Raw genomic sequence first — 24,181 nt, forward strand, 5'->3', positions numbered from 1 at the left:
ATCTGTGCGGCATGGGTTTTCTCAAACAGGAATCGCCCCAGATCGACTTCGAGCAGTGGAGCAAGGGCACGCGCGCGCAGAAGATCCAGCCGATGGCGCGGCACTGGGCCGAAGTGGGGTTCGGCACCCCGGTTGCGCTGCACCTGTTCTATGTCGTCAAGATCCTGCTGTACATCCTGGGCGCGTGGCTGATCGCGCTCACCACCGAAGGTGTCGACGGGTTCACCAACGTCGCCTCCTGGTACGCCGAGCCGATCGTCTACCAGAAGGTCGTGTTCTACACGATGTTGTTCGAGGTCGTCGGCCTCGGCTGCGGCTTCGGCCCGCTCAACAACCGGTTCTTCCCACCCATGGGCTCGATCCTGTACTGGTTGCGGCCCAAGACGATTCGGCTCCCACCCTGGCCCAACCGGGTGCCGTTGACCAAGGGCGACGACCGCACCATCGTCGACGTCGCGCTCTACGGGGCGCTGCTGGTGGTGCTTGTCATCGCGCTGTTCTCGCAGGGCACCGGGCCCATCCCGGCGCTCGGCAGCGAGATCGGCGTGCTGCCGGTGTGGCAGACCGCGGCGATCGTCGGCCTGCTCGCCGTGGCCGGCCTGCGCGACAAGGTGATCTTCCTGGCCGCCCGCGGGGAGGTGTACGGCTCGCTGGCGGTCTGCTTCCTGTTCAGCGGCGCCGACATCATCATCGCGGCAAAGCTGATCTGCCTGACGATCTGGATCGGCGCGGCCGCCTCGAAACTCACCAAACACTTCCCGTTCGTCATCTCGACGATGATGAGCAACAACCCGGTGTTCCGGCCGCGGTTCATCAAACGCAAGTTCTTCGAGCACTTTCCGGATGACCTCCGGCCCGGTTGGCCGTCGCGGTTCGTGGCGCACTTCTCCACTGCCATCGAGGGTTTGGTGCCGCTGGTGCTGTTCTTCTCCCACGGCGGCTGGGCGACGGCCATCGCTGCCTTCGTCATGCTGGTGTTCCACTTCGGCATCCTGAGCTCCATTCCGATGGGCGTGCCGCTGGAGTGGAACGTCTTCATGATGTTCTCCGTGCTGGCGCTGTTCGTCGGGCACGCCGACATCGGACTGGGGGACCTCACCAGCCCGTGGCCCATCGTGCTGTTCGCGGTTGTCGCCGGCACCGTGGTGCTGGGAAACCTGTTCCCGCGCAAGATCTCGTTTTTGCCGGGAATGCGCTACTACGCGGGCAACTGGGACACCTCGCTGTGGTGCGTCAAACCCTCGGCCGCGGAGAAGATCGAGAAGCACATCGTCGCGATCGCCAGCATGCCTGCCGCCCAGATGGAGCGGTACTACGGCAGCCCCGAAGTCGCCCAGATGTACCTCTACATGGGATATGCGTTCCGTGGCTTCAACTCTCACGGCCGGGCCCTGTTCACCCTGGCGCACCGGGCGATGGTCGGACAGAACGAGGACGACTACGTGCTGACCGATGGCGAGCGCATCGTCTCCACGGCCATCGGCTGGAACTTCGGAGACGGGCACATGAGCAACGAGCAACTTGTCGCCGCCCTGCAGAAGCGGTGCCATTTCGAGCCGGGGGAGGTGCGGATCGTCATGCTCGACGCTCAGCCGATCCAGCGCCAGACCCAGCAGTACCGGCTCGTCGACGCGGCTACCGGGGAGTTCGAGCGGGGTTACGTCAACGTGGCCGACATGGTGACGCGCCAGCCCTGGGACGACGAGTTGCCGGTCCATGTCCAGCGAGATGACGTCACCACCTGAGCCGGTCGCGGTATGGGTTGACGAGTCCGGGCGGTTGACGAGCGACCTGGGCAGTGTCGACACGCAGTGTCACGCCACCGTCCGGGCCGGTCACTGCCCCGAGCGGGCGCAGTGCGTGCTGTTGCACCGCGCGCCGGGGCCACGGTTGTTGTTCGGGGAGTTGATGTCCGAGCTCGACGACGAGGCCGGCATCTACCTGGAGACGCACGCCAAAAAGCTTGATGCGGACCTGATCTCGATCACGGTCGACCACGTCGGCCCGGACGGCCCGGCCGGCAGCTGGCGCTACCGACTGCTGCCGATGCGATGGAAGACCTCGGACGGGTGGCGGGATACGGATGCGCGGCTGGCCGTGTGGCCGGACTAGGTGTGTGCTCGACACTGCGCACCGATCCCCGAAACTGCGTACAGATCGCAAATTCGCGGCGAAACGCGATCTGTGCGCAGGCTCGGTGAGCAGCGCGCAGGCTCAGCGCATCACGTCGCGGACCTTGACGCTCTCGATGTCCTGCAGCATCAGGATGCGTGCGGTGTCGAGGTGCCTGCGCCAGTGCGCCTCGGCGGCGTCGCCGTCGCCGGAGCGGATGAGCTGGATCAGCTTGCGGTAGGACCGCATCAGCTTGTCGTAGTCGTTCTTGGAGACCGGCCGGCGCTCCTTGAACAGGAAGGCGTGGTGGCGCACGGTGATCTCGTGCAGCATCCCGGCGATGATGCCCAGGGTGGCATTGCCGGACAGCTCGACGACCCTGCGGTGGAAGTCGCCGGTGGTCTCGGCCAGCTGATCGGACTGATGGTCCTTCGGGATGTGCTCGTCGAGCATCCGCTCCAGCTCGGCGAACGCCGCCTCATCGCCCTTCTCGGCGAGCAGGCGTGCGGCCATCGGCTCGATCGCGGCGCGGCCCACCAGGAGGTCGGCGATATCGGCGCCGGACAGCTCGAGCAGCAGCCCGGCCGGGCGGGCGACGATCTCCGGGCCGGGCACCCGCACCCGGGCTCCGGTGCGCGAGCCGCGCCGCACCTCGACCAGCCGCTCGGATTCCAGCACCCGCACGGCCTCGCGCAAGGTCGGCCTGCTGACCCCGAAATGCTCCATGAGCTCGGCTTCGTTGGGCAGGAAGTCGCCCTCTTTGAGTTGGCCGTCGACGACCATGCGCCGTAACGTGCCTGCGACGAGCTCGGCCGTCTTCGGGGAACGGACCGGTGCCTGCGGTGCTATCGCGTCAGGGCCGATCATCGGCGCCAGTGGTGTGGTTCGAGCCACCAGACACTCCCAGGTAGGACAACTTTGTGCTGGCCGGATGGTCAGCTGTACAACTCAGTAAACCATCTGTGCAGCGCAGAAACGGAACATCGACCTCTACCAACCAGTAGGTTGACCTAGTAAACCTACTGGTCTATTTTCACCTCGAGCGCCCCGTTGAGCTCCACTGGGGTCGCAACACCCACCCTTCAAAGGAGAAGTCATGGCTGAAGCCGTCATCGTCGAGGCTGTCCGGTCACCTGTCGGGAAGCGCAACGGCGCCCTCTCAGGTGTGCATCCGTCGGAGCTGTCGGCCCAGGTGCTCAACGGCCTCGTGCAGCGCGCCGGGATCGACCCCGCCCTCGTCGACGACGTCATCTGGGGCTGCGTCATGCAGGCCGGTGAGCAGGCGCTCGACATCGCCCGCACCGCGCTGCTGACCGCGGGGTGGCCCGAGACCGTTCCCGGTGTCACCGTCGACCGCCAGTGCGGCTCCAGCCAGCAGTCCCTGCACTTCGCCGTCGCCGGCGTGATCGCCGGGCACTACGACGTCGTCGTCGCCGGTGGTGTCGAGTCGATGTCGCGTACCCCGATGGGATCCTCGCTGGCCAGCGGCGGGCACCCGTACCCGGAGGCCTTCCGGGAGCGCTACGACAACAAGACCCCCAACCAGGGCGTCGGCGCCGAGATGATCGCCGAGCAGTGGGGCCTGTCGCGCACCCAGCTCGACGAGTTCTCCCTGCGTTCGCACGAGAAGGCCGCTGCCGCACAGGATGCCGGTGCCTTCAAGGATCAGATCGTCGGGATCAAGGACCAGGACGGAAACGTCGTCCTGGAAGACGGCGGCATCCGCCGCGGCGGCACCGTCGAGTCCATGGCCGCCATCAAGCCGGCCTTCAAGGAGGACGGCGTGATCCACGCCGGCAACTCCAGCCAGATCTCCGACGGCTCGGCCGCGCTGCTGGTGATGTCCGCGGAGAAGGCAAAAGACCTGGGGCTCAAGCCACTTGCCAAGGTGCACACCGCCGTGCTCGCCGGCGCCGACCCGGTCATCATGCTGACCGCACCGATCCCGGCCACCCAGAAGGCGCTGGCCAAGTCCGGCCTGAGTGTCGACCAGATCGGCGCGTTCGAGGTCAACGAGGCGTTCGCCCCGGTTCCGATGGCCTGGCTCAAGGACATCGGCGCCGACGAGGAGCGGCTGAACCCCAACGGCGGTGCCATCGCCCTGGGTCACCCGCTCGGCGGCTCGGGCGCCCGTATTCTGACCACCCTGCTGTACCACATGCGGGACAACAACATTCAGTACGGCCTGCAGACCATGTGTGAAGGTGGCGGCCAGGCCAACGCGACCATCCTGGAGCTCCTGTGACCGACACCGATACCCAGCCCGGCGCGCTTGTTGAAAAGCGCGGCAACGTACTGCTCATCACGATCAACCGGCCCGAGGCGCGCAACGCGATCAACGGCTCGGTGAGCACCGCCGTCGGCGATGCGCTGGAGCAGGCCCAGAACGATCCGGAGATCCGGGTCGTCGTGATCACCGGATCGGGCGACAAGTCGTTCTGCGCCGGCGCCGACCTGAAGGCGATCTCCCGGGGCGAGAACCTCTTTCACCCCGAGCATCCCGAATACGGATTCGCCGGCTACGTCAGCCATTTCATCGACAAGCCGACGATCGCCGCGGTCAACGGCACCGCGCTGGGCGGCGGCACCGAGCTGGCCCTGGCCAGTGACCTCATCGTCGCCGAGGAGAGCGCCAAATTCGGTCTGCCCGAGGTGAAGCGGGGCCTGATCGCCGGCGCCGGTGGCGTGTTCCGCATCGCCGAGCAGCTGCCCCGCAAGGTGGCCAACGAGCTGCTGTTCACCGGCGAGCCGATGTCGTCGGCCGACGCGCTGCGCTGGGGCCTGATCAACCAGGTGGTGCCCGACGGCACCGTCGTCGACGCCGCGCTCAAACTGGCCGAGCGGATCACCGGCAACGCGCCGTTGGCCGTGCAGGCCAGTAAGCGGGTCGCCTACGGCGCCGACGAGGGCGTCATCACCGGTGACAAGGACGGCTGGAAGCGCACCAACCGCGAGTTCAGCACCCTGCTGCGGACCGAGGACGCCAAGGAAGGTCCGCTCGCCTTCGCCCAGAAGCGCGAACCGGTCTGGAAGGCAAGGTAAGCCATGAAACGACAGATCTACGGCCCGGAGCACGAGGCGTTCCGCGAGACGGTCAAGGAGTACATCGAGCGCGAGCTCGTGCCCAACGCCGAGAAGTGGGAGACCGAGCGGATCGTCGACCGGTCGGCGTACACGGCCGCGGGCAAGTACGGCCTCATCGGTTTCAACATGCCCGAGGAATACGGTGGCGGCGGCTCGGATGACTTCCGGTTCAACGCCATCATCGACGAGGAACTCGCCAAGGCCGGCGTACACGGCCCGGCGCTGAGCCTGCACAACGACGTCGTCGGCCCGTACTTCAAGGAGCTGGCCAACGACGAGCAGAAGCAGCGCTGGATGCCCGGCATCGCCAGCGGCGAGCTGATCATCGCCATCGCGATGACCGAGCCGGGCGCGGGCAGCGACCTGGCAGGCATCCGCACCTCGGCGGTGCGCGACGGTGACGACTGGATCATCAACGGCTCCAAGACCTTCATCTCGTCCGGCATCAACTGCGACCTGTGTGTCGTGGTGGCCCGCACCGACCCCGAGGCCGGGCACAAGGGCTTCACGCTGTTCGTGGTGGAGCGGGGCATGGAGGGCTTCACCCGCGGCCGCAAGCTCGACAAGATGGGTCTGCACAGCCAGGACACCTCGGAGCTGCACTTCGAGAACGTGCGCGTGCCCAACGCCAACCTGCTCGGCAAGGAAGGTCGCGGTTTCTACCACCTGATGACCAACCTGCCCTCGGAGCGGCTCGGGATCGCCATCTCGGCGATCTACGGTGCCCGTGGGGTCTTCCAGGAGACGCTGCAATACGCCAAGGACCGCAAGGCCTTTGGCCAGCCGATCGGCAGCTTCCAGCACAACCGGTTCCTGCTCGCCGAGATGGAGACCGAGCTGGAGGTCACCGAGAACTACATCGACCGTTGCCTGCAGGGCGTCGTCGACGGTGAACTGACGGCGGTCGAGGCGGCCAAGGCCAAGTGGTGGGCCACCGAAGTCGCCAAGAAGGTCGTCGACAACTGCGTGCAGCTGCACGGTGGCTACGGCTACATGATGGAGTACCGCGTCGCCCGCGCCTACGTGGACGGGCGCATCCAGACGATCTTCGGTGGCACCACCGAGATCATGAAGGAGATCATCGGTCGCGAGCTCGGCGTCTAGTTCTCTCGGCGAACAGACACTAAACCCCCCAAATCAGCGGAGATTTGGGGGGTTTGGCGTCTGCTCGCGCTGAGAAAGAAATCAGCCGATCGGGGCGTCGGCGGCCGGGGTCGCCTTGGTGGTGCTGGTGCCCGTGATCGTCGGCACCAGGGCCTCCGGCGGGGAGTTGGGATCCAGCACGGTGTCGATCAGGTAGATCCGGGCGTTCTGCGCCTGGATGGGGCCGCAGACCAGCTTGGCGGTGTCGTTGACCTTGATGTCGCCGCCCTTGCCGGTCACCTTGACCTCGGCGCCCTGCTGGGTGGGCCGCTGGCCCTTGACGTCATCGGGGCCGAGCAGGCCGAGGAACGCATGGTAGTAGTCGAAGCTGGTCAGCGCGGCCGGATCGGCCTTGAGCGCATCGAGCTTGCCCGGCTCCATCGCGGCGAACGCGTCATTGGTCGGCGCGAAGATCACGTACGGGCCGTTGTCGAGCACCGGCACGATGTTGACGCCCGGGTTCAGCCCGCCCGACAGCGCGGAGTTGAAGGTGCTGATGTCGGGGATGCTGGCGAGAACCTTGCCTGCCGGCAGATCCGCGAAGGCCTTCCAATCCGGCAGGGCCTTCTTGAAGTTGTCGCAGCCCGAGCCCTGCGGGTCGGGGATCTCCACCACCGGGGCGGCGGTCGTCGTCGGTGCCGGGTCGGCGTAGGCGGTGACAGCCAACGGCAGCGACGCCGTGATCGCGGCAACGGCCGCAGCAACGCCCAGTGTCTTGGTGCGAGTCTTCATTTGGTGGGTTTTCCTCCCGCTCATGCCTAGCCTGGTATTCGTCGGCTGTCGGTGACGCGTTACGCGGTTATCCGCGCGACTATGGCGAGCGACCGCGAGCATGACAGCCTCAGCGTTCCCCGCGGCGCCGCATCGGATGGTAAGGGTAACGAAGCGGTTACGGCAAAGCCGAAGTGTCTACTCGCACCGGCTCGGCGGTTGTGACCTGGGCTTTTCGGATACTGAGGCAGAGCGCGGCGGCGACGAAGCACAGCCCTGCGGCAACTTGGAAAGCCAGGTCGTAATTGCCGTTCAGATCGCGTAGCCACCCCGCGCCGGCAGCGGCGATGGCCGCGCCGACCTGGTGGGAGGCGAACACCCAGCCGAACACCACTGGCGAACGATCTCCGAAGTAGTCCCGGCACAGCACGATGGTCGGCGGCACGGTGGCCACCCAGTCCAGGCCGTAGAAGATGACGAAGACCCAGGTGCTCGGTTCGGCGTGCGGAGACAGCAGTGACGGCAACAGCATCAGGGACAGACCGCGGCCCGCGTAGTAGACGAGCAGCAGCAGCCGCGGGTCCACCCGGTCGGTGAGCCAGCCGGAGAACACCGTGCCCGCGACGTCGAGGATGCCGATGGTGGCGAGCAGACCGGCGGCGACCGTCGTCGGCATGCCGTGGTCGTTGGCGGCCGGGATGAAGTGCGTGCCGATCAGCCCGTTGGTGGTCATCCCGCAGATCGCGAAGCTCCCGGCGAGCAGCCAGAACACGCGGGTCCTGGCGCCGATGCGAAGACCGTCGAACGCGGTCTTGAAGCCGCCGGCGGGAACCGGGGCGGGCGGGGCGAGTTCTGTCGCCCCGTACGGAGCCAGACCGAGGTCGGCGGGGCGGTTGCGCATGAACACCGCGACGAGCGGGACGACGGCCAGCGAGGCGGCGGCGACGATCAAAGATGCCCAGCGCCAACCGTGTTGTGTCGTGACGGCCGCCACGACAGGTAGGAACAGCAGTTGGCCGGTGGCGCTGGCGGCGGTGAGCACACCGGTGACCAGTCCGCGACGCTGCTCGAACCAGCGGGTGGCGACGGTTGCCACGAAGCCCATCGAGATCGAGCCGGTGCCGATCCCGACCAGCACGCCCCACAGCAGGACCAGCTGCCAGCTGGCCGTCATCGCGACGCTGCAGGCCGAACCGGTGGCGATCAGCAGCAGCGACACGGTCAGCACCGGCCGGACGCCGAAGCGGTCCATGAGTGCCGCGGCGAACGGCGCGGTGAGCCCGTACAACATCATGTTGACCGACATCGCCAGCCCGACCGTGCCGTGCGACCAGCCGAACTCGTGGTGTAGCGGATTCATCATCACGCCCGGAATGGACCGGAATCCGGCCGCGCCGAGGATCGCCACGAAGCTGACGGCGGCGACCACCCAAGCCCAGTGGATACGGGTACGCGTCTGCCCCGGCAACGAAGTCACCCGACCACTGTTGCCGAGGACGCCCGGCGCTACCAGTGGCATAAACGACAGCAATCATCAAAAACGTGCCACACTGGCGGCGTGCACCGTGTTGCCGTCCTGCTGCTGGCCCCGGTGGTCGGCTTCGACGCGACCATCGCGCCGCTGTTCTTCTCCAACGCCACCGACAGCGAGGGCCGTCCGCTCTACGAGGTGGTGACGTGCGGGCTCACCACGGACCCGGTGCCGTCGACCACGGGCTTCGCGATGGTGCCCACCGCGGGGGCCGAGGCGCTGGACTCGGCCGACACCGTGGTGATCCCGGGCACCCGGTATGCGCCGGCCCGGGCCGACGGTGTGCTGGGCGCCGATGTGACGGCGGCGCTGTCGCGCATCCGTCCCGGCACCCGGCTGGTGTCGATCTGCACCGGGGCCTTCGTGCTGGCCGCGGCGGGCCTGCTGGACGGACGGCCGGCCACCACGCATTGGCGCTTCGCCGCCGATATGCGCCGGCTGCACCCCGAGGTTCAGCTCGACGAGGACATCCTGTTCGTCGACGACGGCGACGTGCTGACCTCGGCGGGCCTGGCTGCCGGAATCGACTTGTGCCTGCACATCATTCGCTCCGACCACGGTGCCCAGGTGGCCAACACGGTGGCCCGCTACTGCGTGGTGCCACCGTGGCGCGAGGGCGGGCAGGCGCAATTCATCGACCACGGGTTCACCGTCACCGACCATGCCTCGACCGCAGGCACCCGCGACTGGGCGCTGCAGCACCTCGATGAGGAACTCACCGTGACCCGGCTGGCTGCCCAGGCCCACATGAGCGCTCGTACCTTCAACCGGCGTTTCCGTGAGGAGACCGGACAGGCCCCGGGTGCCTGGATCCGCAGCCGTCGGCTGGACCTGGCCCGCGAACTGCTGGAATCCGGAGACCTGTCCGTCGACGAGGTGGCCAGGCGTTCGGGTCTGGGCACAGCGGGCAATCTGCGTCACCATCTGCGCCGCGGCGTCGGGATGTCGCCGTCCAGCTACCGCAAGGTGTACCAGGGCGCGTGACGCGGCCGGTCGGCTGTCTACGATGACCGGCATGCCAGAGCCGCTGATCGTGTCCGTCGCCGGTCATACCCCGCAGATCGACCCGGATGCCTGGGTTGCCCCCAATGCCAGTGTGATCGGCCAGGTTTCGCTGGCCGCCGGTGCCAGCGTCTGGTACGGCGCCACGTTGCGCGCCGAGGTCGAGCCAATCGAGGTCGGCGAGGGCAGCAACATCCAGGACGGGGTGACCGTCCACGTCGACCCGGGTTTCCCGTGCCGCATCGCCACCGGCGTGACGGTGGGGCACAACGTGGTGCTGCACGGCTGCACCGTCGAGCAGGACAGTCTGGTCGGGATGGGTGCCGTGGTGCTCAACGGTGCGGTGATCGGCGCCGGCTCGCTGGTGGCCGCCGGTGCGGTGGTGCCGCAGGGCATGGTGGTGCCGCCGCGCTCGCTGGTGGCCGGTGTGCCCGCCAAGGTGCGCCGAGAGCTCAGCGATGACGAGGTCGGCCACAACCAGCTGAACGCGGCGGCCTATACGCACCTCACCGGGCTGCACCGAGAGGCGGATTGAGTTTCGCGAACCCGTCCTGCCGGTAGTACGGGAAATAGGGGTAGGGCGCGTCCCTGGTACTTGCGGCGTCGAGTCGTGCGATCTGATCGGCATCCAGCGCCCACCCGACGGCGCCGAGGTTGTCTCGTAGCTGCCGCTCGTCACGGGCGCCGATGATGACCGAGGACACCGTCGGCCTGCGCAGCAGCCAGTTGAGCGCGACCTGTGGGACGGTTCTGCCGGTTTCTGCGGCGATCACGTCGAGTTCGTCGACGACACCGTAGAGAAGGTCGTCGTCGACGGGCGGCCCGGCGTCAGCGGTGGCGTGCAGCCGGCTGCGGTCCGGCAGCGGCCGGCCCCGACGGAGTTTCCCGGTGAGCCGGCCCCAGCCCAGTGGGCTCCATACGAGCGCACCGATGCCCTCGGCGCTCGCCAAGGGCATGAGCTCCCATTCGTAATCGCGCCCGATCAACGAGTAGTACACCTGGTGAGCGATATACCTTGGGCGATCGTTCTTTTCGGCGAGGCTCAGGGACTTCATCAGCTGCCAGCCGGAGAAGTTCGACACCCCGGTGTATCGCACCTTGCCGGCCTCGACGAGCGTGTCGAGGGCCTGCAGCACCTCGTCGATCGGGGTGAACGCGTCGTACGCGTGCAACTGGAACAGGTCGATGCGGTCGGTCTGCAGACGTGCCAATGCGTTGTCCACGGCCCGCACCAACCGTGCCGGCGAGGTACCCCAGTCGTCGGGTGCGGTGGGCAACGCGGCCTTCGTGGAGATCAGCACGTCGTCGCGACGCCCCCGCAGCGCCGCGCCGAGAACCTCTTCCGACGCGCCGTCGGAGTACACGTCCGCCGTGTCGAACAGGTTGATGCCGGCTTCAAGGCTCAGGTCGACCATCGCCCGCGCCTGGTTGACCCCGGTGTCGCCCCAGGCGCCGAAGAACTCTCCCGACCCACCGAACGTCGCTGCGCCCAGGCTCAACTCGGAGACCACGAGGTCAGAGTCACCCACTCTGCGATATTCCATTTCCACTCCTTAACGAGATTGTCTTCCCGATAAGGAACGTCGCACTAACGGGACAATATTCCTATTAAAATCGGCCCTATGGCAGCCGAACGCCCCGGCGGGCGCACTGCGGCCGTACGCGCTGCGGTGCTGCGCGCGACGGCCGACCTACTCATCGAGGCCGGGCTGGAAGGTCTGGAACTGACCGCGCTGGCGCAGCGGGCCGGCGTCGGCAAGTCGACGGTGTACCGGCGTTGGGGTTCGGCCCCGGCGTTGGTGGCCGACCTCTTGGCTGACATGGCAGATCAGTCGCTGCCCCGGGCCGACACCGGTTCCCTGCGTGGCGATCTGTGGGCCAACGCCAAGCTGGTGCGTCGCACTTTGAACGATGTCCGCCAGGGCCGGTTGTTCAAGGCCGCCATCGCGGCTGCGACGTGTGACCAAGGCACCGCCGCGGCGCTGCAGGTGTTCTACGACCGGCGGATCGCCGAGTGGGCCGGGTGCGTGACCGACGCGGTGGAACGCGGCGAGGCACCTGCCGGGACCGATGCCGCTGCGGTCATCCGACAGGTCTCCGCCCCGCTCTACTACCAATTCCTCACCAGTACACGAGCTCTCACGGTCGCCGACGCGCGGCGTGCGGTCGACGCCGCGATCGCGGCTGTCATGGCAGGGGTGTTCACCTAGCGCAGCGGGTGCGCCAGCTCGTCGCGCGGCATCCGCGCCGCCGTCACGGCCACCGCGGCCAGCGCCGCAGGCAGCAGCCCGGCCACCAGGAAGATGGACTCCATCGAGACCACTTTCGACAGCGGGCCGACGATCGCGAACGACAGCGGCATGAACGCCAGTGACACGAAGAAGTCCAGGCTCGATACCCGGCCCAGCATCGCCGTCGGCACCCGGCGTTGCAGCAGCGTTCCCCAGATCACCATCCCCGCGCCGTCGGTGACGCCGATGCAGAAGGTGGCCAATGCCATCAACGGGAACGAGGAGGTGACGCCGACGACCACGAGCGGGACCGAACCGAGCCCCCACATCGCCATCATCGTCGTCAGGTAGCGCCGCGGCATCCGTCGCGAGGACACCGTCAACGCACCCAGTGCGCTGCCGAATCCGAAGAACGCCAGGATGAATCCGTACGCGCGGGCGCCGTCGGCGAACCGGTCCTGGGCGATGAACGGCAGCAGTACCTCGATCGGCCCCAGTACCACGAGCACGAACATGCTCGCGAACAGCAGGGTCCAGAGCAGCCACGGGGTCCGCACCATGAACGCGAAACCTTCACGCAGATCGCGTAATACGTGTGGCCGCTCGTCATCGCCCTGCGCAACCGAATCCGTGGTGGGGCGGGTGGCGATCAGCAGGGCCAGGCCGGTGCCGAACAACACCGCCACCACGACCGCACCCAGCGACGGGAAGGTCGCGGCGATCACCATGCCGGCCACCGCCGGGCCGACCGAACGCTGGAACACCGGGCGCACCACGCCCTCAACGCCGTTGGCGGCCAACAGTTGTTCGGCAGGCAGGATACGCGGCAGCAGGGCGCTGTAGGCCGGGAAGAAGAACGCCGCGGCGATGCCGAGGATGGCTGCCGCGACGGCCAGATGCCAGATCTTGAGCAGGTCGAGCACGCCCAGCGCGGCCACCGTCGCGACCGTCACCAGGTTGACCGTCTCCACCGCGATGATGATCGTGCGCTGGTTGATCCGGTCGGCGGTGATGCCGCCGATCAGGACGAACGCCACCAGGCCGACACCCATGCAGGTGGCGACGATTGACAGTGAGGCGGGGTCGTTGTCGATGGCGATGACCTGCAACGCCATCACCACAGACCACATGCCCTCGGCGAAGATCGACAGCGTGACCGCGGCGATCAGCAACCGGTACTCGCGGATGCGGAAGGGGGCGAGCACACGCCAGCCACCGGTCTGATCGACCGGTGGCTGGATGTCGTGTTGCATGCTCACAACATTCGATGGTGCCCACCCGGAGTGGGTTGAGTCCAACGATTTTCGCCGTGCGAGCCCGGCGGGCGCTTACTGCTGGGTGAACTCCGGACGCCGGTTCTGCTGGAAGGCCTTGGTGCCCTCGCGGAAGTCGTCGGACACCAGCAGTTGCAGTTGGCCCTTGCGCTCGCGGGCGAAGGCGCCTTCGAGCTCGGTGAGGGTGGCCGCGTTGACTGCCTGCTTGGTCTCGCGCAGGGCAACTGCCGGGCCCGAGCGCAGCTTGGCGATGATCTTGTCCACCGCGGCGTCGAACTCGTCGGCCGGGTACACGGCGCTGATCAGACCCCAGTCGAAGGCGTCGGTGGCGGTGAGGCGGTCGGCCAGCAGGGCCAGGCGCATGGCCCGGATCCGGCCGATGTTCGCGGCGACGAGCGCCGAGGCGCCGCCGTCGGGCATCAGCCCGATCTTGGTGAAGGCCAACAGGAAGAAGGCGGCGTCGGAGGCCAGAACGACATCGCATGCCAGGGCCAGTGACACGCCGACACCGGCGGCGGGCCCCTGCACCACGGCCACGACCGGCTTGGGCAGCGCCACGATCGATGCGACGGCGCGGTTGGCGGCGTCGAGCACGCCTTCGGCGTCGTGGCTCTTGGCGTTCTGGTCTTCCTCACTGATGCCGGCGCCGGAGCTGAATCCGCGGCCCGCCCCGCCGAGGCGGACCACGCGCACTCCCGTGTCGGTGGCGGCCAGTTCCATGGCATCGGCGATCGCCACGAGCATGTCCTGGGTCAGCGAATTGAGGCTGTCGGGCCGGTTCAGCGTCACCGCCAGAACGCCGTCCTCAAGGGACACGGATACGTCTTTGACGTCGGGGTATGCGTGGGTCGCGGTCATCTATGCACCTTAAGTCTGGCGGGCCGGAGGCCCGCTCGAGGCGGGGCCGGCTATGGCCATGCCGGTCGAGAAGGTTATACAAGTAAGCTATGTCACCGGTCAACCAAGGCCTAACACGCGAAGGGCGGAAGAGCATGGCAGGACCATTGCAAGGTTTGCGCGTTGTGGAGCTGGCCGGTATCGGCCCTGGCCCGCACGCGGCGATGATTCTCGGCGATCTGGGTGCCGACGTCGTGCGGATCGAACGGCCGGGCAAGGGCACCGGTACGCCGAGCGGCGACACCATGTTGCGCAACCGTCGGTCGGTGGCCGCGGACATGAAGAGCGACGAGGGCCGCGCGTTGGTGCTCAAGCTCATCGAGAAGGCCGACGTGCTCATCGAGGGCTTCCGGCCGGGCGTCACCGAGCGGTTGGGTCTCGGGCCCGATGACTGCGCCAAGGTCAACGAACGGCTGATCTACGCCCGCATGACGGGCTGGGGCCAGGAGGGCCCGCGGGCCCTGCAGGCCGGCCACGACATCAACTACATCTCGCTCAACGGCCTGCTGCATGCGGTCGGGCGCAAGGGCGAGCGGCCGGTGCCGCCGCTGAACCTCGCCGGTGATTTCGGCGGTGGGTCGATGTTCCTGCTCGTCGGCATCCTCGCGGCGCTGTTCGAGCGGCAGACCTCGGGTAAGGGGCAGGTGATCGACGCCGCGATGATCGACGGCTCCAGCGTGCTGATGCAGATGATGTGGAGCTTCCGCAGCCAGGGCATGTGGTCCGACGAGCGTGGTACCAACATGCTCGACACCGGCGCTCCGTACTACGACACCTACGAGACCGCCGACGGCAAGTACATGTCGATCGGGGCCATCGAGCCCCAGTTCTACGCCGAGCTGCTCAAGGGCCTGGGACTCGACGACGCCGACCTTCCCGACCAGAACGACATGGCCCGCTGGCCCGAGCTGCGCGAGGCGTTCACCAAGGCGTTCGCCGCACACGACCGCGATCACTGGGCCGAGGTGTTCGCCGGCACCGACGCGTGCGCCGCCCCGGTGCTGTCGTTCGCCGAGGTGCTCACCGAACCGCACATCGCCGAGCGCAACACGTTCTTCGACGAGGGCGGGAACCTGCAGCCGATGCCGGCGCCGCGGTTCTCCCGCAGCGTGCCTGCGGTGCCGACGCCACCGGGCCCGCGGGGAGCTGACACCGAAGCCGTTCTGCGGGACTGGGTTTAGTTCAACCACATCAGAAGGTCGGCGTAGCGCCGGCCGGAAAGGAATGCGGTACATGGAGATCAAGGACGCGGTAGCCGTCGTCACCGGCGGTGCCTCCGGCCTCGGCCTGGCGACCACCAAGCGCCTGCTGGACGCGGGTGCTCAGGTGGTCGTGATCGACCTCAAGGGTGAGGAGGTGGTGGCCGAACTGGGTGATCGGGCCAGGTTCGTCGCCACCGACGTCACCGACGAGGCGGGCGTGACCGAGGCGCTCGACGTCGCGGAATCGCTTGGCCCGGTGCGGATCAACGTCAACTGCGCGGGCATCGGCAACGCGATCAAGACCCTGTCCAAGAACGGTGCGTTCCCGCTCGACGGGTTCCGCAAGGTGGTCGAGGTCAACCTGATCGGCACGTTCAACGTGATCCGGCTCAGCGCTGAGCGCATCGCGAAGACCGAGCCGCTGAAGAACGAAGAGCGCGGTGTCATCATCAACACCGCCTCGGTGGCGGCGTTCGACGGGCAGATCGGGCAGGCCGCCTACTCGGCGTCCAAGGGCGGTGTGGTCGGCATGACCCTGCCGATCGCGCGCGATCTGTCGCGTGAGCTGATCCGCGTGTGCACCATCGCGCCGGGCCTGTTCAAGACCCCGCTGCTGGGCTCGCTGCCCGAGGAGGCGCAGAAGTCGCTGGGGCAGCAGGTGCCGCACCCGGCCCGGCTCGGCGATCCCGACGAGTACGGCGCCCTGGCCGTGCACATCATCGAGAACCCGATGCTCAACGGCGAGGTGATCCGCCTCGACGGCGCCATCCGCATGGCTCCCCGGTAACCAGGAAGGCGAACACATGGCATTGAAGACGAAGTTCACCGAGACGTTCGGGGTCGAGCACCCCATCGTGCAGGGTGGCATGCAGTGGGTCGGTCGCGCCGAACTCGTTGCGGCCGTGGCCAATGCGGGTGCGCTGGGTTTCATCACCGCACTCACCCAGCCCACCCCGGCGGATCTGGCCAAAGAAATCGAGCGGTGTCGTGAGCTCACCGACAAGCCGTTCGGGGTGAACCTGACGATCCTGCCGACGATCAACCCGCCGCCATACGACGAGTACCGCCAGGTGATCGTCGACTCCGGCATCAAGATCGTCGAGACGGCCGGCTCCAACCCCGCGCCGCACCTGCCGATGTTCCACGACAACGGCATCAAGGTGCTGCACAAGTGCACCTCGGTGCGCCACGCGGTCAAGGCGCAGAGCCTGGGCGTGGACGGCATCAGCATCGACGGGTTCGAGTGCGCCGGCCATCCCGGTGAGGACGACATCCCGGGCCTGGTGCTCATCCCGGCCGCATCGGCCAAGATCGACATCCCGATGATCGCCTCAGGTGGTTTCGCCGACGCGCGTGGTCTGGTGGCCGCGCTGGCGCTGGGCGCCGACGGCATCAACATGGGCTCGCGGTTCATGTGCACCGCCGAGTCGGCGATCCATCAGAAGGTCAAGGAAGCGATCGTGGCGGGCACCGAACTCGACACCGAGCTGATCTTCCGCAGCCTGGGCAACACCGCTCGGGTCGCGAGCAACGCGGTCTCGCGTGAGGTGGTGCAGATCCTCAAAGACGGTGGCCAGTTCGAGGACGTCAAGGATCTGGTGGCAGGCAAACGCGGCGTGAAGGTCTATGAGATCGGTGATCTCGACGCGGGCATCTGGTCGGTCGGAACCTCGATGGGCCTGATCAACGACATTCCCACCTGCGGCGAACTCGTCTCGCGGATGGTGTCGGAGGCCGAGGAGCTGATCAGTGGGCGCCTGGCGAACATGGTCGGTGCGGGCGAAGCCGAACCGGAGAAAGAAGCAGTCCTCGCCTGAGCGAGGACTGTGGCCCCGGAAGGGGCAAGCTACGGCAAACTCAAGATGGGAAACGCGCGCCGCGAGGCGCGCGTTTTCTCATACTGCGGTGGGCAGTTCTTGGAAGTCGTCAAACTGCTCGGAGGTTTCACCCTCGACCAGGACATCGCCGTGGTAGAGAGCCTCGAAGTCAACCTTGATGACATCGGCACTGGTGTCGTCGATCCACATGACACTGAGCGTATGGGTCACCATTAAGGAATCTTTGAGTCACGGTTCGGAAAATGGTGGCAATCCTACTTTTGGGTAGGTTTCTGGCCAGTAGCCAGAGCGTCCTGGGGTCCACGGTCGCCGATTTCTACCGCAGGGTTGCTTGACCACGCGATCGACAGCCCAGGTGTAGAGGTGGGCGCAATTCAGGCTTGCGGCTTTGTGACGTGGATCGGGTTGGTGCCGTTCAGCGCAATCCAGGTCACCACGGCGACGGCGATGCCGATCAACAGCAGACCCACCGCAGCTCTGGCCGACACCCGGGAACGGCCGAACACCCGCTCATCGATGGAGAACGAGCCTGCGCCGGTGAACAGCAGCGCCACGGCGCCGAACGCGGCCAGGAACGGAACGTTGAACGGCTGGGACCAGAAGGCGTCGGTCGACACGTTCACCGCCCAGGCGTCGACCATCGCGCCGATCACCGCACACGCGGCCAGCGGGGTGAGGACCCCGAACAGCAGGCCGATGCCGCCGAGCGTTTCGGCCGCGGTCACCATGAACGCGCCGAACGCGGGTAGTCGCCAACCGCTGGATTCCATGAACCCCACGGCGGTGCCGAAGTCGAACGCCTTGATCAGGCCGGCCTGCAGCATCGTGGCGCCGACGGCGACGCGCAGGATCAGCAGCCCGGTATCGGTCATGCGGGTGGTCGCGGTTTCGGCGACGGTGGTGTCGGTCATAGCCATCTAGACCCTGCCATGCCGCAGAACTCATCGCCGGGAAAGCGGTGCGTTCGCCGGATGAACTCTTCGGTGCTGATGCCCGTATGTAGAGCAGGGACGACGTTGACGCCGGAAACTTACCGCTGTTAACTTAACGGCGATAATCTTCGGGGAAGGACGCACAGTGCTCCATCGAATCGCCCATCTGGCCATCGCCGCACCGCGACGTGTCCTCGCCGTTGCCGCGCTGGTCATGGTGGCCGCGGGCGTCTTCGGCATTCCGGTGGCCAAGAGCCTTTCGGCCGGCGGTTTCCAGGATCCGACGTCGGAATCCGCGCAGGCCACCCAGCTGCTCTCGGACAAGTTCGCCCGCGGTGACATGCAGCTGGTCATCAGCGTGACCGACGACAACGCCGGAGCCGACAGTCCAGCCGCCCGGGCGGTGGGCGCCGACATCGCCGCCAAACTCAAAGCGTCGCCGTATGTGACCGAGGTCAGCTCGACGTGGACCGTGCCCGCACCCGCGGCGGCCACGCTGGTCAGCAAGGACGGCAAGACCGGGCTCATCCTGGCCGGCATCACCGGCGGGGAGAGCGGCGCGCAGAAACACGCCAAGGAGCTCACCGACCAGCTGGTGCACGACCGCGACGGCGTGACCGTGCGAGCGGGCGGCGAAGCGATGATCTATGTGCAGATCAACGGGCAGAGCGAAAAAGATCTCCTGATGATGGAGTCCATCGCGATCCCGCTGAGCTTCCTCGTGCTGGTGTGGGTGTTCGGCGGGCTGCTCGCCGCCGCGTTGCCGCTGGCGGTCGGAGGATTCGCGATTCTCGGGTCCCTGGCAGTGCTGCGGGGGTTCACGATGGTCACCGACGTCTCGATCTTCGCCCTCAATCTCACCGTCGCGATGGGGCTGGCACTGGCCATCGACTACACGCTGTTGATCGTCAGCCGCTACCGCGACGAATTGGCCGACGGCGTCGACCCGGACCGGGCACTGGTGCGCACCATGGTCACCGCCGGACGCACCGTGCTGTTCTCCGCGATGACAGTGGCGCTGTCGATGGTCGCGATGGTGCTGTTCCCGATGTACTTCCTCAAGTCGTTCGCCTACGCGGGGATCGCGGTGGTGGCGCTGGCGGCATTCGCGGCGATCGTGGTGGCCCCGGCCGCCATCGCGTTGCTCGGTGATCGTCTGGACGCGTACGACGTACGCCGCTTCATCCGCAGAATCCTGGGTCGGCCTGAGCCCGTGGCCAAGCCCGTCGAGCAGACCTTCTGGTACCGCACGACCAAGCGGGTCATGCGTCGCTCGGTCCCGGTCGGGCTCGCGGTGATCGCGCTGCTGCTGATGCTGGGCGCACCCTTCCTCGGGATCAAGTGGGGCTTCCCCGACGACCGCGTGCTGCCCTCATCGGCATCGGCCCGCGAGGTCGGCGACGAGCTGCGCAACGATTTCGCCGTCGACTCCTCGACCGCCGTCACCGTGGTACTTCCCGACGTCGCCGGCCTACCGCCCGCCGAGATCGACCGCTACGCAAGCGATCTCTCGCGTGCAGCTGCTGAGGTTTCGGTTTCCGCACCAGGAGGTACGTTTGTCGACGGTCGCCGGGTCGGCCCGCCGACCTCGGGAACCGGAATCGCCGACGGCAGCGCGTATCTGACGGTCGGCAGCAACGTGCCGTTGTTCAGCGACGCCTCCGAGGCCCAGCTCGACGCACTGCACGCGGTGCCCGCGCCGACCGAGACGAAGTTCACCGGCATCGCGCAGGTCAACCGGGACAGCTCGCAGGCGATCACCTCACGGCTACCGATGGTGCTCGGCATCATCGCCGCGATCACGTTCGTGCTGCTGTTCCTGCTCACCGGCAGCGTGATACTTCCGCTGAAAGCCTTGGTGCTCAACGTGTTGTCGCTCTCGGCGGCGTTCGGCGCACTCGTGTGGATCTTCCAGGACGGCCATCTCGGTGCGCTGGGCACCACGTCGACGGGCACCCTGGTCGCCAACCTGCCGGTGTTGTTGTTCTGCATCGCGTTCGGGTTGTCCATGGACTACGAGGTGTTCCTGGTCTCGCGCATTCGCGAGTACTGGCTCGAATCCGGCCAGACCCGCCAAGATAACGACGAGAGCGTGGCGCTCGGTCTGGCCCGCACCGGCCGGGTGGTGACGGCCGCCGCGTTGCTGATGTCGATCTCGTTCGCGGCGCTGATCGCCGCGCAGGTGGCCTTCATGCGGATGTTCGGCCTCGGCCTGACCATCGCGGTGCTGGTCGACGCGACGTTGGTGCGAATGTTGTTGGTGCCGGCGTTCATGCATCTGATGGGGCAGTGGAACTGGTGGGCGCCCGCACCACTGGCCCGTCTGCACAAGCGATTCGGGATCAGTGAGTCAGGGCCGGCCGAAGCGGACCCTAGCGAGCCCGGCGACATTCCACCGGGCGGCGACAAGCGGGAACGGGCCGGCGCCGGAGTGACGGACGTTTAGCATGCCGATCCAACCCCGTAAACGACGCCGAGCGCCGCGCGGCTCCGGGGAGCTGCTCCGTGATCAGATCCTCGATGCCACAACCGAATTGCTGTTGGAAACCGGTCACGCCAAGGCGGTGTCGATCCGGTCGGTGGCCGAGCGGGTCGGGGTCACCCCGCCGTCGATCTACCTGCATTTCGCCGACAAGGACGCGTTGCTGGATGCGGTGTGCTCGCGGTACTTCGAGAAGCTCGACGAGGAGATGCAGCGGGCGGCCGCCGATCACGGCTCGACCATCGAGGTGTTGCGGGCCCAGGGCCACGCATACGTGAACTTCGCCAGGCGCACGCCGGAGCTGTACCGGCTGGCGACGATGGGGGAGGGCAGGCCCGGCAGCGACGTCGACGTGACCCTCAACAGCTCGGCGTTCCAGCACATGCGTGCTGCCATCGAAGCGCTGATCGCCGAGGGGGTGTACCCGTCCGGCGACGCCACGATGCTGGCGCTCGAATTGTGGACCGCCGCACACGGGGTGGCCGCCATTCTGATCTCCAAACCGTATCTGCCGTGGGGAGATGTCCAGGAGTTCACCGACCGTGTGCTGCGGGCGGTGTGCACGGGCCAGATCGTCTCGGGGATCATCGGAACCGACCTCGAGCCCGCCGAGACCATCGCCCGGTTGAAGGGATTCGCCAGTGAGTACGCCGACGGAGGAGCACTGTGACTGACAAGACCGTGGACAACCCGTTCTTCGCCCGGGTGTGGAAGACGTTGTCGAGTTCGGAGCCGAAGGCGCTGCGGCGGCTGCGCGGCGAGAACCTCGCCGGGCTCAGCGGCCGTGTCCTGGAGATCGGTGCGGGCACCGGGACCAACTTTGCCTTCTATCCGGCGACGGTGACCGAGGTGGTCGCCATCGAGCCCGAACGTCACCTTGCCGAGGTGGCCCGCGCAGCGGCGGCCAAGGCGCCGGTGCGGGTGACCGTCACCAGCGACACCGCCGAGAAGTTCAGCAGTGCCGAACCGTTCGACGCGGTGGTCTGCTCGTTGGTGCTGTGCTCCATCGAACAACCGGATGCTGTTCTACAGCAACTATTTTCGCTACTACGGCCGGGCGGTGAGCTGAGGTACCTGGAGCATGTCGCGGGCAGCGGCTGGCGGGCCGGGATGCAGCGCGTGGCCGACGCCACGGTGTGGCCACGGCTGTTCGGAAACTGCCACACCCATCGGCACACCGAGCAGACCATCGCCGGCAGCGGGTTTCAGGTCGCCACTGCCCACCGTGAGCTGGCCATGCCGGCCTGGGTGCCGCTGCCGGTGACGGAGTTCGCCATCGGCCGTGCGGTCAGGCCTGCTTAGACCCCAGCAGGGTGGGCAATCGCTGCAGCAGGTTCGGCAGGGAACCGGCGGCCGTCTCGCGCAGTGAGATCGTCGCGCTGTCGGACAGTGGCGTGCGCTCCGGGTTGACCTCGACCACCACGGTGCCCGCGGCCACCGCGGCTTCGGCCAGGCCCGCCGCGGGATAGACGACCGAGCTGGTGCCCACCACGATCACCACGTCGGCATTGCCGACCGCCTGCACCGACCGTTGCCAGGCGTCGTCGGGCAACGGCTCGCCGAACCACACGACACTCGGCCGGATCAGGCCGCCGCACGGGCAGACCGGGGGTTCGATGGTCTCGACCGGCTCCGGCATTTCGGGCAGGGTTCCTTCGAACCTCGAACCGCAAGCATCGCACCGGAATTCGAACAAGTTTCCGTGCAGGTGGTAGACGTTGGTGCTGCCGGCACGCTCGTGCAGATTGTCGACGTTCTGGGTGATGACGTGGACGTCGGCGTAGTCCTGCCAGGCGGCCACGGCGCGATGCCCGTCGTTGGGCTGCACGTGGGCCATCATGTAGTGGCGCCACAGATACCAGGCCCAGACTTTTTCGGGATGCCGCTGCCAGCCTTCGATGCTGGAAATTTCGTATGGGTCCACCTTCGCCCACAGCCCCGTTTCGACGTCGCGGAACGTCGGCACACCGCTTTCGGCCGAGATCCCGGCACCGGACAGGACAGTCACTTGCACATCACCAACGTAGTCGGTTTGGGTGATACTGGGCATGTGGGTGAGTTGGGGGATTGGGTGCTGGTTGATCCGACTGCGGACAAGCCGCTGTTCGATCAGCTCAGGATCCAGATTATCGACGGAATAAGGCAGGGGCGGCTGGCGCCGGGTACCCGGCTGCCGACGGTGCGTGAATTGGCGGGGAAGGTCGGCCTCGCGGTCAACACCGTGGCCAGGGCATATCGCGAGTTGGAGTCGGCGGGCGTCTTGGAGACCCGAGGGCGGTACGGGACGTTCGTCGCACGGGCGGATCCGGCTGATGCCGCGATGGCCGCGGCCGCGCACTCGTTCGCCGAGGCCGCGCGTGCGCTCGGGATCGGCAAGTCCGACGCGCTGCGCTATCTGGACGCGGCCTTTGATTGACCGGCTCAGCCGGTGGTGTTGCCGCGCCAACGCAGCACATCCAGTGCGACGGCGACCGCGACGCTGTTCTCGGCCAGCGGGCGGGGCAGGAGTTCGTCGGCACGGGCCAGCCGGCGTAGCAGCGTATTGCGATGCAGGTACAACCGAGCTGCGGCACGCGAGGCGTTGCACTGCTCGTTGACGAATACCCTGACCGTTTCCTGTAATTCGGAGTCGGCCGGCTCGAATGCGCCGAGGGCGTGGCTGACGAATTCGGCCGCGCGATCGGGCTCCGCGGTGATCAGTGCTACCAGTTCCACGTCGGCGAACTGTGCGATCTGTTGCGTGGAGTGCAGCCGGGCCATCATCTGCTGAGTGGTGATCGCGTCGAAATGGCTGCGCCGGAAGCCATCCAGGCCGTCGGCGACCGGTCCGACGGCGATGCGGACGCCGTCCAGCTCTGCGGCGGCGCGGGTCAGTGCCTGGAACCCGCGCTGGGTGTCGGCGCTGCCGGCCGCCCACACCCAGCGGGTGGCCGTGCTGGCAAGCACGCTCAACGGCCGCGGATCGCCGCAATCCTGGCCGAATGCCTCGGCGGCCCGGTCCAATCCGGACATGTCGCCCGCAGGGTCCTCGCTCCAGATGACCGCGGCGGTGTGCGCCCCGGTCAGTGCGTGGCCGAGGCGCGCTTCGGCTCGCTGCCGGGGGATCGGGGCACCCTCGAGCAGGAGCGCAACGGTCTCGCGCCGTTCGGCGTGGGTGCCGCGGGTCAGATCCTCGCGTTCGAGGTCGATCTGGGCGGCGATGCCGGCCAGTGTGGCGTCGACGAACGCACTGATGGACTGCGAGCAGACATCGAGCATCTCGTGTAGTTCGCCAGGGTCGGACGTCAGCTCGAACGCAATTTCCATGAGCCGGCGCCACGCCACACCCTCACCGACCCGGTAGGCATCGAGCGGAAACTCGTTGACACCGCGGCGCACCAGTTCCCGCGCGATGCTCAGCGGCTCGGGGCCGGTGTTCGGCGGCACCGGGGCGCCCGGGTCGCGTACATTCGCGGTGCCCCAGAAGAACAGGTTGGCGTGGTTGCTGCGGACGACCGCGGCGGCGAGCTCGGGGTCGGACGCGATTGCCGGACTGGCGGCCAGGACCGCGGCATCGAATTCGTCGAGCCAGTCCTGGCGCGGATTGAGGACGATCTGTGCGCACTGCCGGATCAGGTCCTGGACCCGCTGCGACGGTGGCTGCCACACCATCACCCCAGCGTAGAGCGGTGGTGCAAAGTGCACCATCAGATAGTGGATGTTTGGTATTTCCGACCTTGGGCGACGGCCGGCCTGCCGCAAC

At 67.2% G+C, this 24,181-nt stretch carries 25 protein-coding genes; 15 read left to right on the forward strand and 10 right to left on the reverse strand.

Annotation, left to right across the window (positions count from 1 at the left end; all coding sequences use genetic code 11):
- Nucleotides 1–11 precede the first annotated feature (11 nt).
- Nucleotides 12–1,745: a DUF3556 domain-containing protein gene (locus G6N57_RS13670; protein WP_077742970.1), complete on the forward strand. Its 1,734-nt coding sequence runs from the start codon at nt 12–14 to the stop codon at nt 1,743–1,745.
- Nucleotides 1,717–2,112, forward strand: coding sequence for a hypothetical protein (locus G6N57_RS13675; protein ID WP_077743259.1), 396 nt, complete (start codon nt 1,717–1,719; stop codon nt 2,110–2,112). Before G6N57_RS13670 ends, G6N57_RS13675 begins: the two co-directional genes overlap by 29 nt.
- 102 nt (nt 2,113–2,214) lie before the next feature.
- On the opposite strand, the gene G6N57_RS13680 is transcribed toward G6N57_RS13675, so the two are convergent.
- A complete protein-coding gene (locus G6N57_RS13680; protein ID WP_077742971.1) occupies nt 2,215–3,006 on the reverse strand; it encodes a FadR/GntR family transcriptional regulator in 792 nt (263 codons plus the stop codon).
- Between the two features lie 202 nt (nt 3,007–3,208).
- On the opposite strand from G6N57_RS13680, the gene G6N57_RS13685 reads away from it, so the two are divergent.
- The 3 genes from G6N57_RS13685 to G6N57_RS13695 are packed head-to-tail and all read left to right on the forward strand — an operon-like array spanning nt 3,209 to nt 6,300.
- Entirely contained in the window at nt 3,209–4,357 is a 1,149-nt protein-coding gene (locus G6N57_RS13685; RefSeq protein WP_065509939.1) for a thiolase family protein, read from the forward strand.
- Complete coding sequence (locus G6N57_RS13690) at nt 4,354–5,154, forward strand: crotonase/enoyl-CoA hydratase family protein (RefSeq protein WP_077742972.1); 801 nt, start codon at nt 4,354–4,356, stop codon at nt 5,152–5,154. Before G6N57_RS13685 ends, G6N57_RS13690 begins: the two co-directional genes overlap by 4 nt.
- Before the next feature lie 3 nt (nt 5,155–5,157).
- Nucleotides 5,158–6,300, forward strand: coding sequence for an acyl-CoA dehydrogenase family protein (locus G6N57_RS13695; protein WP_077742973.1), 1,143 nt, complete (start codon nt 5,158–5,160; stop codon nt 6,298–6,300).
- Between the two features lie 81 nt (nt 6,301–6,381).
- Here G6N57_RS13695 and G6N57_RS13700 read toward each other — a convergent pair whose 3' ends face one another.
- Together G6N57_RS13700 and G6N57_RS13705 are read right to left on the reverse strand one after the other, a co-directional pair.
- Nucleotides 6,382–7,071: a fasciclin domain-containing protein gene (locus G6N57_RS13700; RefSeq protein WP_036448100.1), complete on the reverse strand. Its 690-nt coding sequence runs from the start codon at nt 7,069–7,071 to the stop codon at nt 6,382–6,384.
- A 157-nt stretch (nt 7,072–7,228) separates the two neighbouring features.
- The gene (locus G6N57_RS13705) at nt 7,229–8,569 is read right to left on the reverse strand and encodes an MFS transporter (RefSeq protein ID WP_077742974.1); all 1,341 of its coding nucleotides are present in this window, start codon (nt 8,567–8,569) and stop codon (nt 7,229–7,231) included.
- Nucleotides 8,570–8,608: 39 nt separating this feature from the next.
- Between G6N57_RS13705 and G6N57_RS13710 the strand changes: the two genes are divergently transcribed.
- Together G6N57_RS13710 and G6N57_RS13715 are read left to right on the forward strand one after the other, a co-directional pair.
- The gene (locus G6N57_RS13710) at nt 8,609–9,565 is read left to right on the forward strand and encodes a GlxA family transcriptional regulator (RefSeq protein ID WP_077742975.1); all 957 of its coding nucleotides are present in this window, start codon (nt 8,609–8,611) and stop codon (nt 9,563–9,565) included.
- Nucleotides 9,566–9,596: 31 nt separating this feature from the next.
- Nucleotides 9,597–10,118 carry a gamma carbonic anhydrase family protein gene (locus tag G6N57_RS13715; protein ID WP_039324483.1) on the forward strand — a complete coding sequence of 174 codons (522 nt, stop codon included), beginning with the start codon at nt 9,597–9,599 and terminating at the stop codon, nt 10,116–10,118.
- Here G6N57_RS13715 and G6N57_RS13720 read toward each other — a convergent pair.
- A complete protein-coding gene (locus G6N57_RS13720; RefSeq protein ID WP_077742976.1) occupies nt 10,090–11,127 on the reverse strand; it encodes an aldo/keto reductase in 1,038 nt (345 codons plus the stop codon). The genes G6N57_RS13715 and G6N57_RS13720 overlap by 29 nt on opposite strands.
- Before the next feature lie 78 nt (nt 11,128–11,205).
- On the opposite strand from G6N57_RS13720, the gene G6N57_RS13725 reads away from it, so the two are divergent.
- Complete coding sequence (locus G6N57_RS13725) at nt 11,206–11,793, forward strand: TetR/AcrR family transcriptional regulator (RefSeq protein ID WP_077742977.1); 588 nt, start codon at nt 11,206–11,208, stop codon at nt 11,791–11,793.
- Here the strand turns inward: G6N57_RS13725 and tet(V) are convergent.
- Both tet(V) and G6N57_RS13735 read right to left on the reverse strand, forming a co-directional pair.
- Nucleotides 11,790–13,067, reverse strand: a complete 1,278-nt coding sequence (gene tet(V), locus G6N57_RS13730; RefSeq protein WP_097926292.1) for a tetracycline efflux MFS transporter Tet(V) — start codon at nt 13,065–13,067, stop codon at nt 11,790–11,792. The two genes, G6N57_RS13725 and tet(V), sit on opposite strands and share 4 nt — an antisense overlap.
- Nucleotides 13,068–13,142: 75 nt before the next feature.
- Nucleotides 13,143–13,946 carry an enoyl-CoA hydratase gene (locus tag G6N57_RS13735; RefSeq protein WP_077742978.1) on the reverse strand — a complete coding sequence of 268 codons (804 nt, stop codon included), beginning with the start codon at nt 13,944–13,946 and terminating at the stop codon, nt 13,143–13,145.
- 134 nt (nt 13,947–14,080) lie between these two features.
- On the opposite strand from G6N57_RS13735, the gene G6N57_RS13740 reads away from it, so the two are divergent.
- Genes G6N57_RS13740 through G6N57_RS13750 form a run of 3 tightly spaced genes read left to right on the forward strand, consistent with a single transcriptional unit; the run spans nt 14,081 to nt 17,004 of the window.
- On the forward strand, nt 14,081–15,166 hold the full coding sequence (locus tag G6N57_RS13740) for a CaiB/BaiF CoA transferase family protein (protein WP_077742979.1): 1,086 nt from the start codon (nt 14,081–14,083) through the stop codon (nt 15,164–15,166).
- A gap of 52 nt (nt 15,167–15,218) precedes the next feature.
- Nucleotides 15,219–15,974 (forward strand): 3-hydroxyacyl-CoA dehydrogenase, encoded by a 756-nt coding sequence (locus tag G6N57_RS13745; protein WP_036450705.1) that lies wholly within the window; start codon nt 15,219–15,221, stop codon nt 15,972–15,974.
- 16 nt (nt 15,975–15,990) lie between these two features.
- On the forward strand, nt 15,991–17,004 hold the full coding sequence (locus G6N57_RS13750; protein ID WP_077742980.1) for an NAD(P)H-dependent flavin oxidoreductase: 1,014 nt from the start codon (nt 15,991–15,993) through the stop codon (nt 17,002–17,004).
- A 78-nt stretch (nt 17,005–17,082) separates the two neighbouring features.
- On the opposite strand, the gene G6N57_RS32215 is transcribed toward G6N57_RS13750, so the two are convergent.
- Entirely contained in the window at nt 17,083–17,214 is a 132-nt protein-coding gene (locus G6N57_RS32215) for a hypothetical protein (protein WP_003882239.1), read from the reverse strand.
- A 185-nt stretch (nt 17,215–17,399) separates the two neighbouring features.
- On the reverse strand, nt 17,400–17,942 hold the full coding sequence (locus G6N57_RS13755; RefSeq protein ID WP_077742981.1) for a DoxX family protein: 543 nt from the start codon (nt 17,940–17,942) through the stop codon (nt 17,400–17,402).
- A 160-nt stretch (nt 17,943–18,102) separates the two neighbouring features.
- Here G6N57_RS13755 and G6N57_RS13760 point away from each other — a divergent pair, with 160 nt between their 5' ends.
- From G6N57_RS13760 to G6N57_RS13770, 3 genes are read left to right on the forward strand one after another with little or no spacing between them, the layout of a single operon-like run.
- Nucleotides 18,103–20,403, forward strand: a complete 2,301-nt coding sequence (locus tag G6N57_RS13760; protein ID WP_077742982.1) for an MMPL family transporter — start codon at nt 18,103–18,105, stop codon at nt 20,401–20,403.
- Between the two features lies 1 nt (nt 20,404).
- Complete coding sequence (locus G6N57_RS13765) at nt 20,405–21,109, forward strand: TetR/AcrR family transcriptional regulator (RefSeq protein ID WP_077742983.1); 705 nt, start codon at nt 20,405–20,407, stop codon at nt 21,107–21,109.
- Nucleotides 21,106–21,741: a class I SAM-dependent methyltransferase gene (locus tag G6N57_RS13770; RefSeq protein ID WP_077742984.1), complete on the forward strand. Its 636-nt coding sequence runs from the start codon at nt 21,106–21,108 to the stop codon at nt 21,739–21,741. The genes G6N57_RS13765 and G6N57_RS13770 overlap by 4 nt, the downstream gene beginning before the upstream one ends.
- Here G6N57_RS13770 and G6N57_RS13775 read toward each other — a convergent pair.
- Nucleotides 21,728–22,453, reverse strand: a complete 726-nt coding sequence (locus G6N57_RS13775) for an NAD-dependent deacylase (RefSeq protein WP_077743260.1) — start codon at nt 22,451–22,453, stop codon at nt 21,728–21,730. The genes G6N57_RS13770 and G6N57_RS13775 overlap by 14 nt on opposite strands.
- A 36-nt stretch (nt 22,454–22,489) precedes the next feature.
- On the opposite strand from G6N57_RS13775, the gene G6N57_RS13780 reads away from it, so the two are divergent.
- On the forward strand, nt 22,490–22,855 hold the full coding sequence (locus G6N57_RS13780; RefSeq protein ID WP_077742985.1) for an Rv1152 family transcriptional regulator: 366 nt from the start codon (nt 22,490–22,492) through the stop codon (nt 22,853–22,855).
- A 5-nt stretch (nt 22,856–22,860) separates the two neighbouring features.
- Here G6N57_RS13780 and G6N57_RS13785 read toward each other — a convergent pair whose 3' ends face one another.
- Nucleotides 22,861–24,090 (reverse strand): Rv1453 family transcriptional regulator, encoded by a 1,230-nt coding sequence (locus tag G6N57_RS13785; RefSeq protein ID WP_077742986.1) that lies wholly within the window; start codon nt 24,088–24,090, stop codon nt 22,861–22,863.
- Between the last annotated feature and the right edge of the window lie 91 nt (nt 24,091–24,181).

Source organism: Mycolicibacterium boenickei, assembly GCF_010731295.1.
Lineage (GTDB): Bacteria > Actinomycetota > Actinomycetes > Mycobacteriales > Mycobacteriaceae > Mycobacterium > Mycobacterium boenickei.

Bases quoted from the DNA above. Each gene is read 5' to 3' on its own strand.
- G6N57_RS13740 (WP_077742979.1), top strand. From the start codon at position 14,081: ATGGCAGGACCATTGCAAGGTTTGCGCGTTGTGGAGCTGGCCGGTATC.
- G6N57_RS13785 (WP_077742986.1), bottom strand. From the start codon at position 24,090: ATGGTGTGGCAGCCACCGTCGCAGCGGGTCCAGGACCTGATCCGGCAG.
- G6N57_RS13675 (WP_077743259.1), top strand. From the start codon at position 1,717: ATGTCCAGCGAGATGACGTCACCACCTGAGCCGGTCGCGGTATGGGTT.
- G6N57_RS13670 (WP_077742970.1), top strand. From the start codon at position 12: ATGGGTTTTCTCAAACAGGAATCGCCCCAGATCGACTTCGAGCAGTGG.
- G6N57_RS32215 (WP_003882239.1), bottom strand. From the start codon at position 17,214: ATGTGGATCGACGACACCAGTGCCGATGTCATCAAGGTTGACTTCGAG.
- G6N57_RS13750 (WP_077742980.1), top strand. From the start codon at position 15,991: ATGGCATTGAAGACGAAGTTCACCGAGACGTTCGGGGTCGAGCACCCC.
- G6N57_RS13715 (WP_039324483.1), top strand. From the start codon at position 9,597: ATGCCAGAGCCGCTGATCGTGTCCGTCGCCGGTCATACCCCGCAGATC.
- G6N57_RS13705 (WP_077742974.1), bottom strand. From the start codon at position 8,569: ATGCCACTGGTAGCGCCGGGCGTCCTCGGCAACAGTGGTCGGGTGACT.
- G6N57_RS13735 (WP_077742978.1), bottom strand. From the start codon at position 13,946: ATGACCGCGACCCACGCATACCCCGACGTCAAAGACGTATCCGTGTCC.
- G6N57_RS13725 (WP_077742977.1), top strand. From the start codon at position 11,206: ATGGCAGCCGAACGCCCCGGCGGGCGCACTGCGGCCGTACGCGCTGCG.
- G6N57_RS13695 (WP_077742973.1), top strand. From the start codon at position 5,158: ATGAAACGACAGATCTACGGCCCGGAGCACGAGGCGTTCCGCGAGACG.
- G6N57_RS13755 (WP_077742981.1), bottom strand. From the start codon at position 17,942: ATGGCTATGACCGACACCACCGTCGCCGAAACCGCGACCACCCGCATG.
- G6N57_RS13685 (WP_065509939.1), top strand. From the start codon at position 3,209: ATGGCTGAAGCCGTCATCGTCGAGGCTGTCCGGTCACCTGTCGGGAAG.
- G6N57_RS13765 (WP_077742983.1), top strand. From the start codon at position 20,405: ATGCCGATCCAACCCCGTAAACGACGCCGAGCGCCGCGCGGCTCCGGG.
- G6N57_RS13720 (WP_077742976.1), bottom strand. From the start codon at position 11,127: ATGGAATATCGCAGAGTGGGTGACTCTGACCTCGTGGTCTCCGAGTTG.
- G6N57_RS13700 (WP_036448100.1), bottom strand. From the start codon at position 7,071: ATGAAGACTCGCACCAAGACACTGGGCGTTGCTGCGGCCGTTGCCGCG.
- G6N57_RS13745 (WP_036450705.1), top strand. From the start codon at position 15,219: ATGGAGATCAAGGACGCGGTAGCCGTCGTCACCGGCGGTGCCTCCGGC.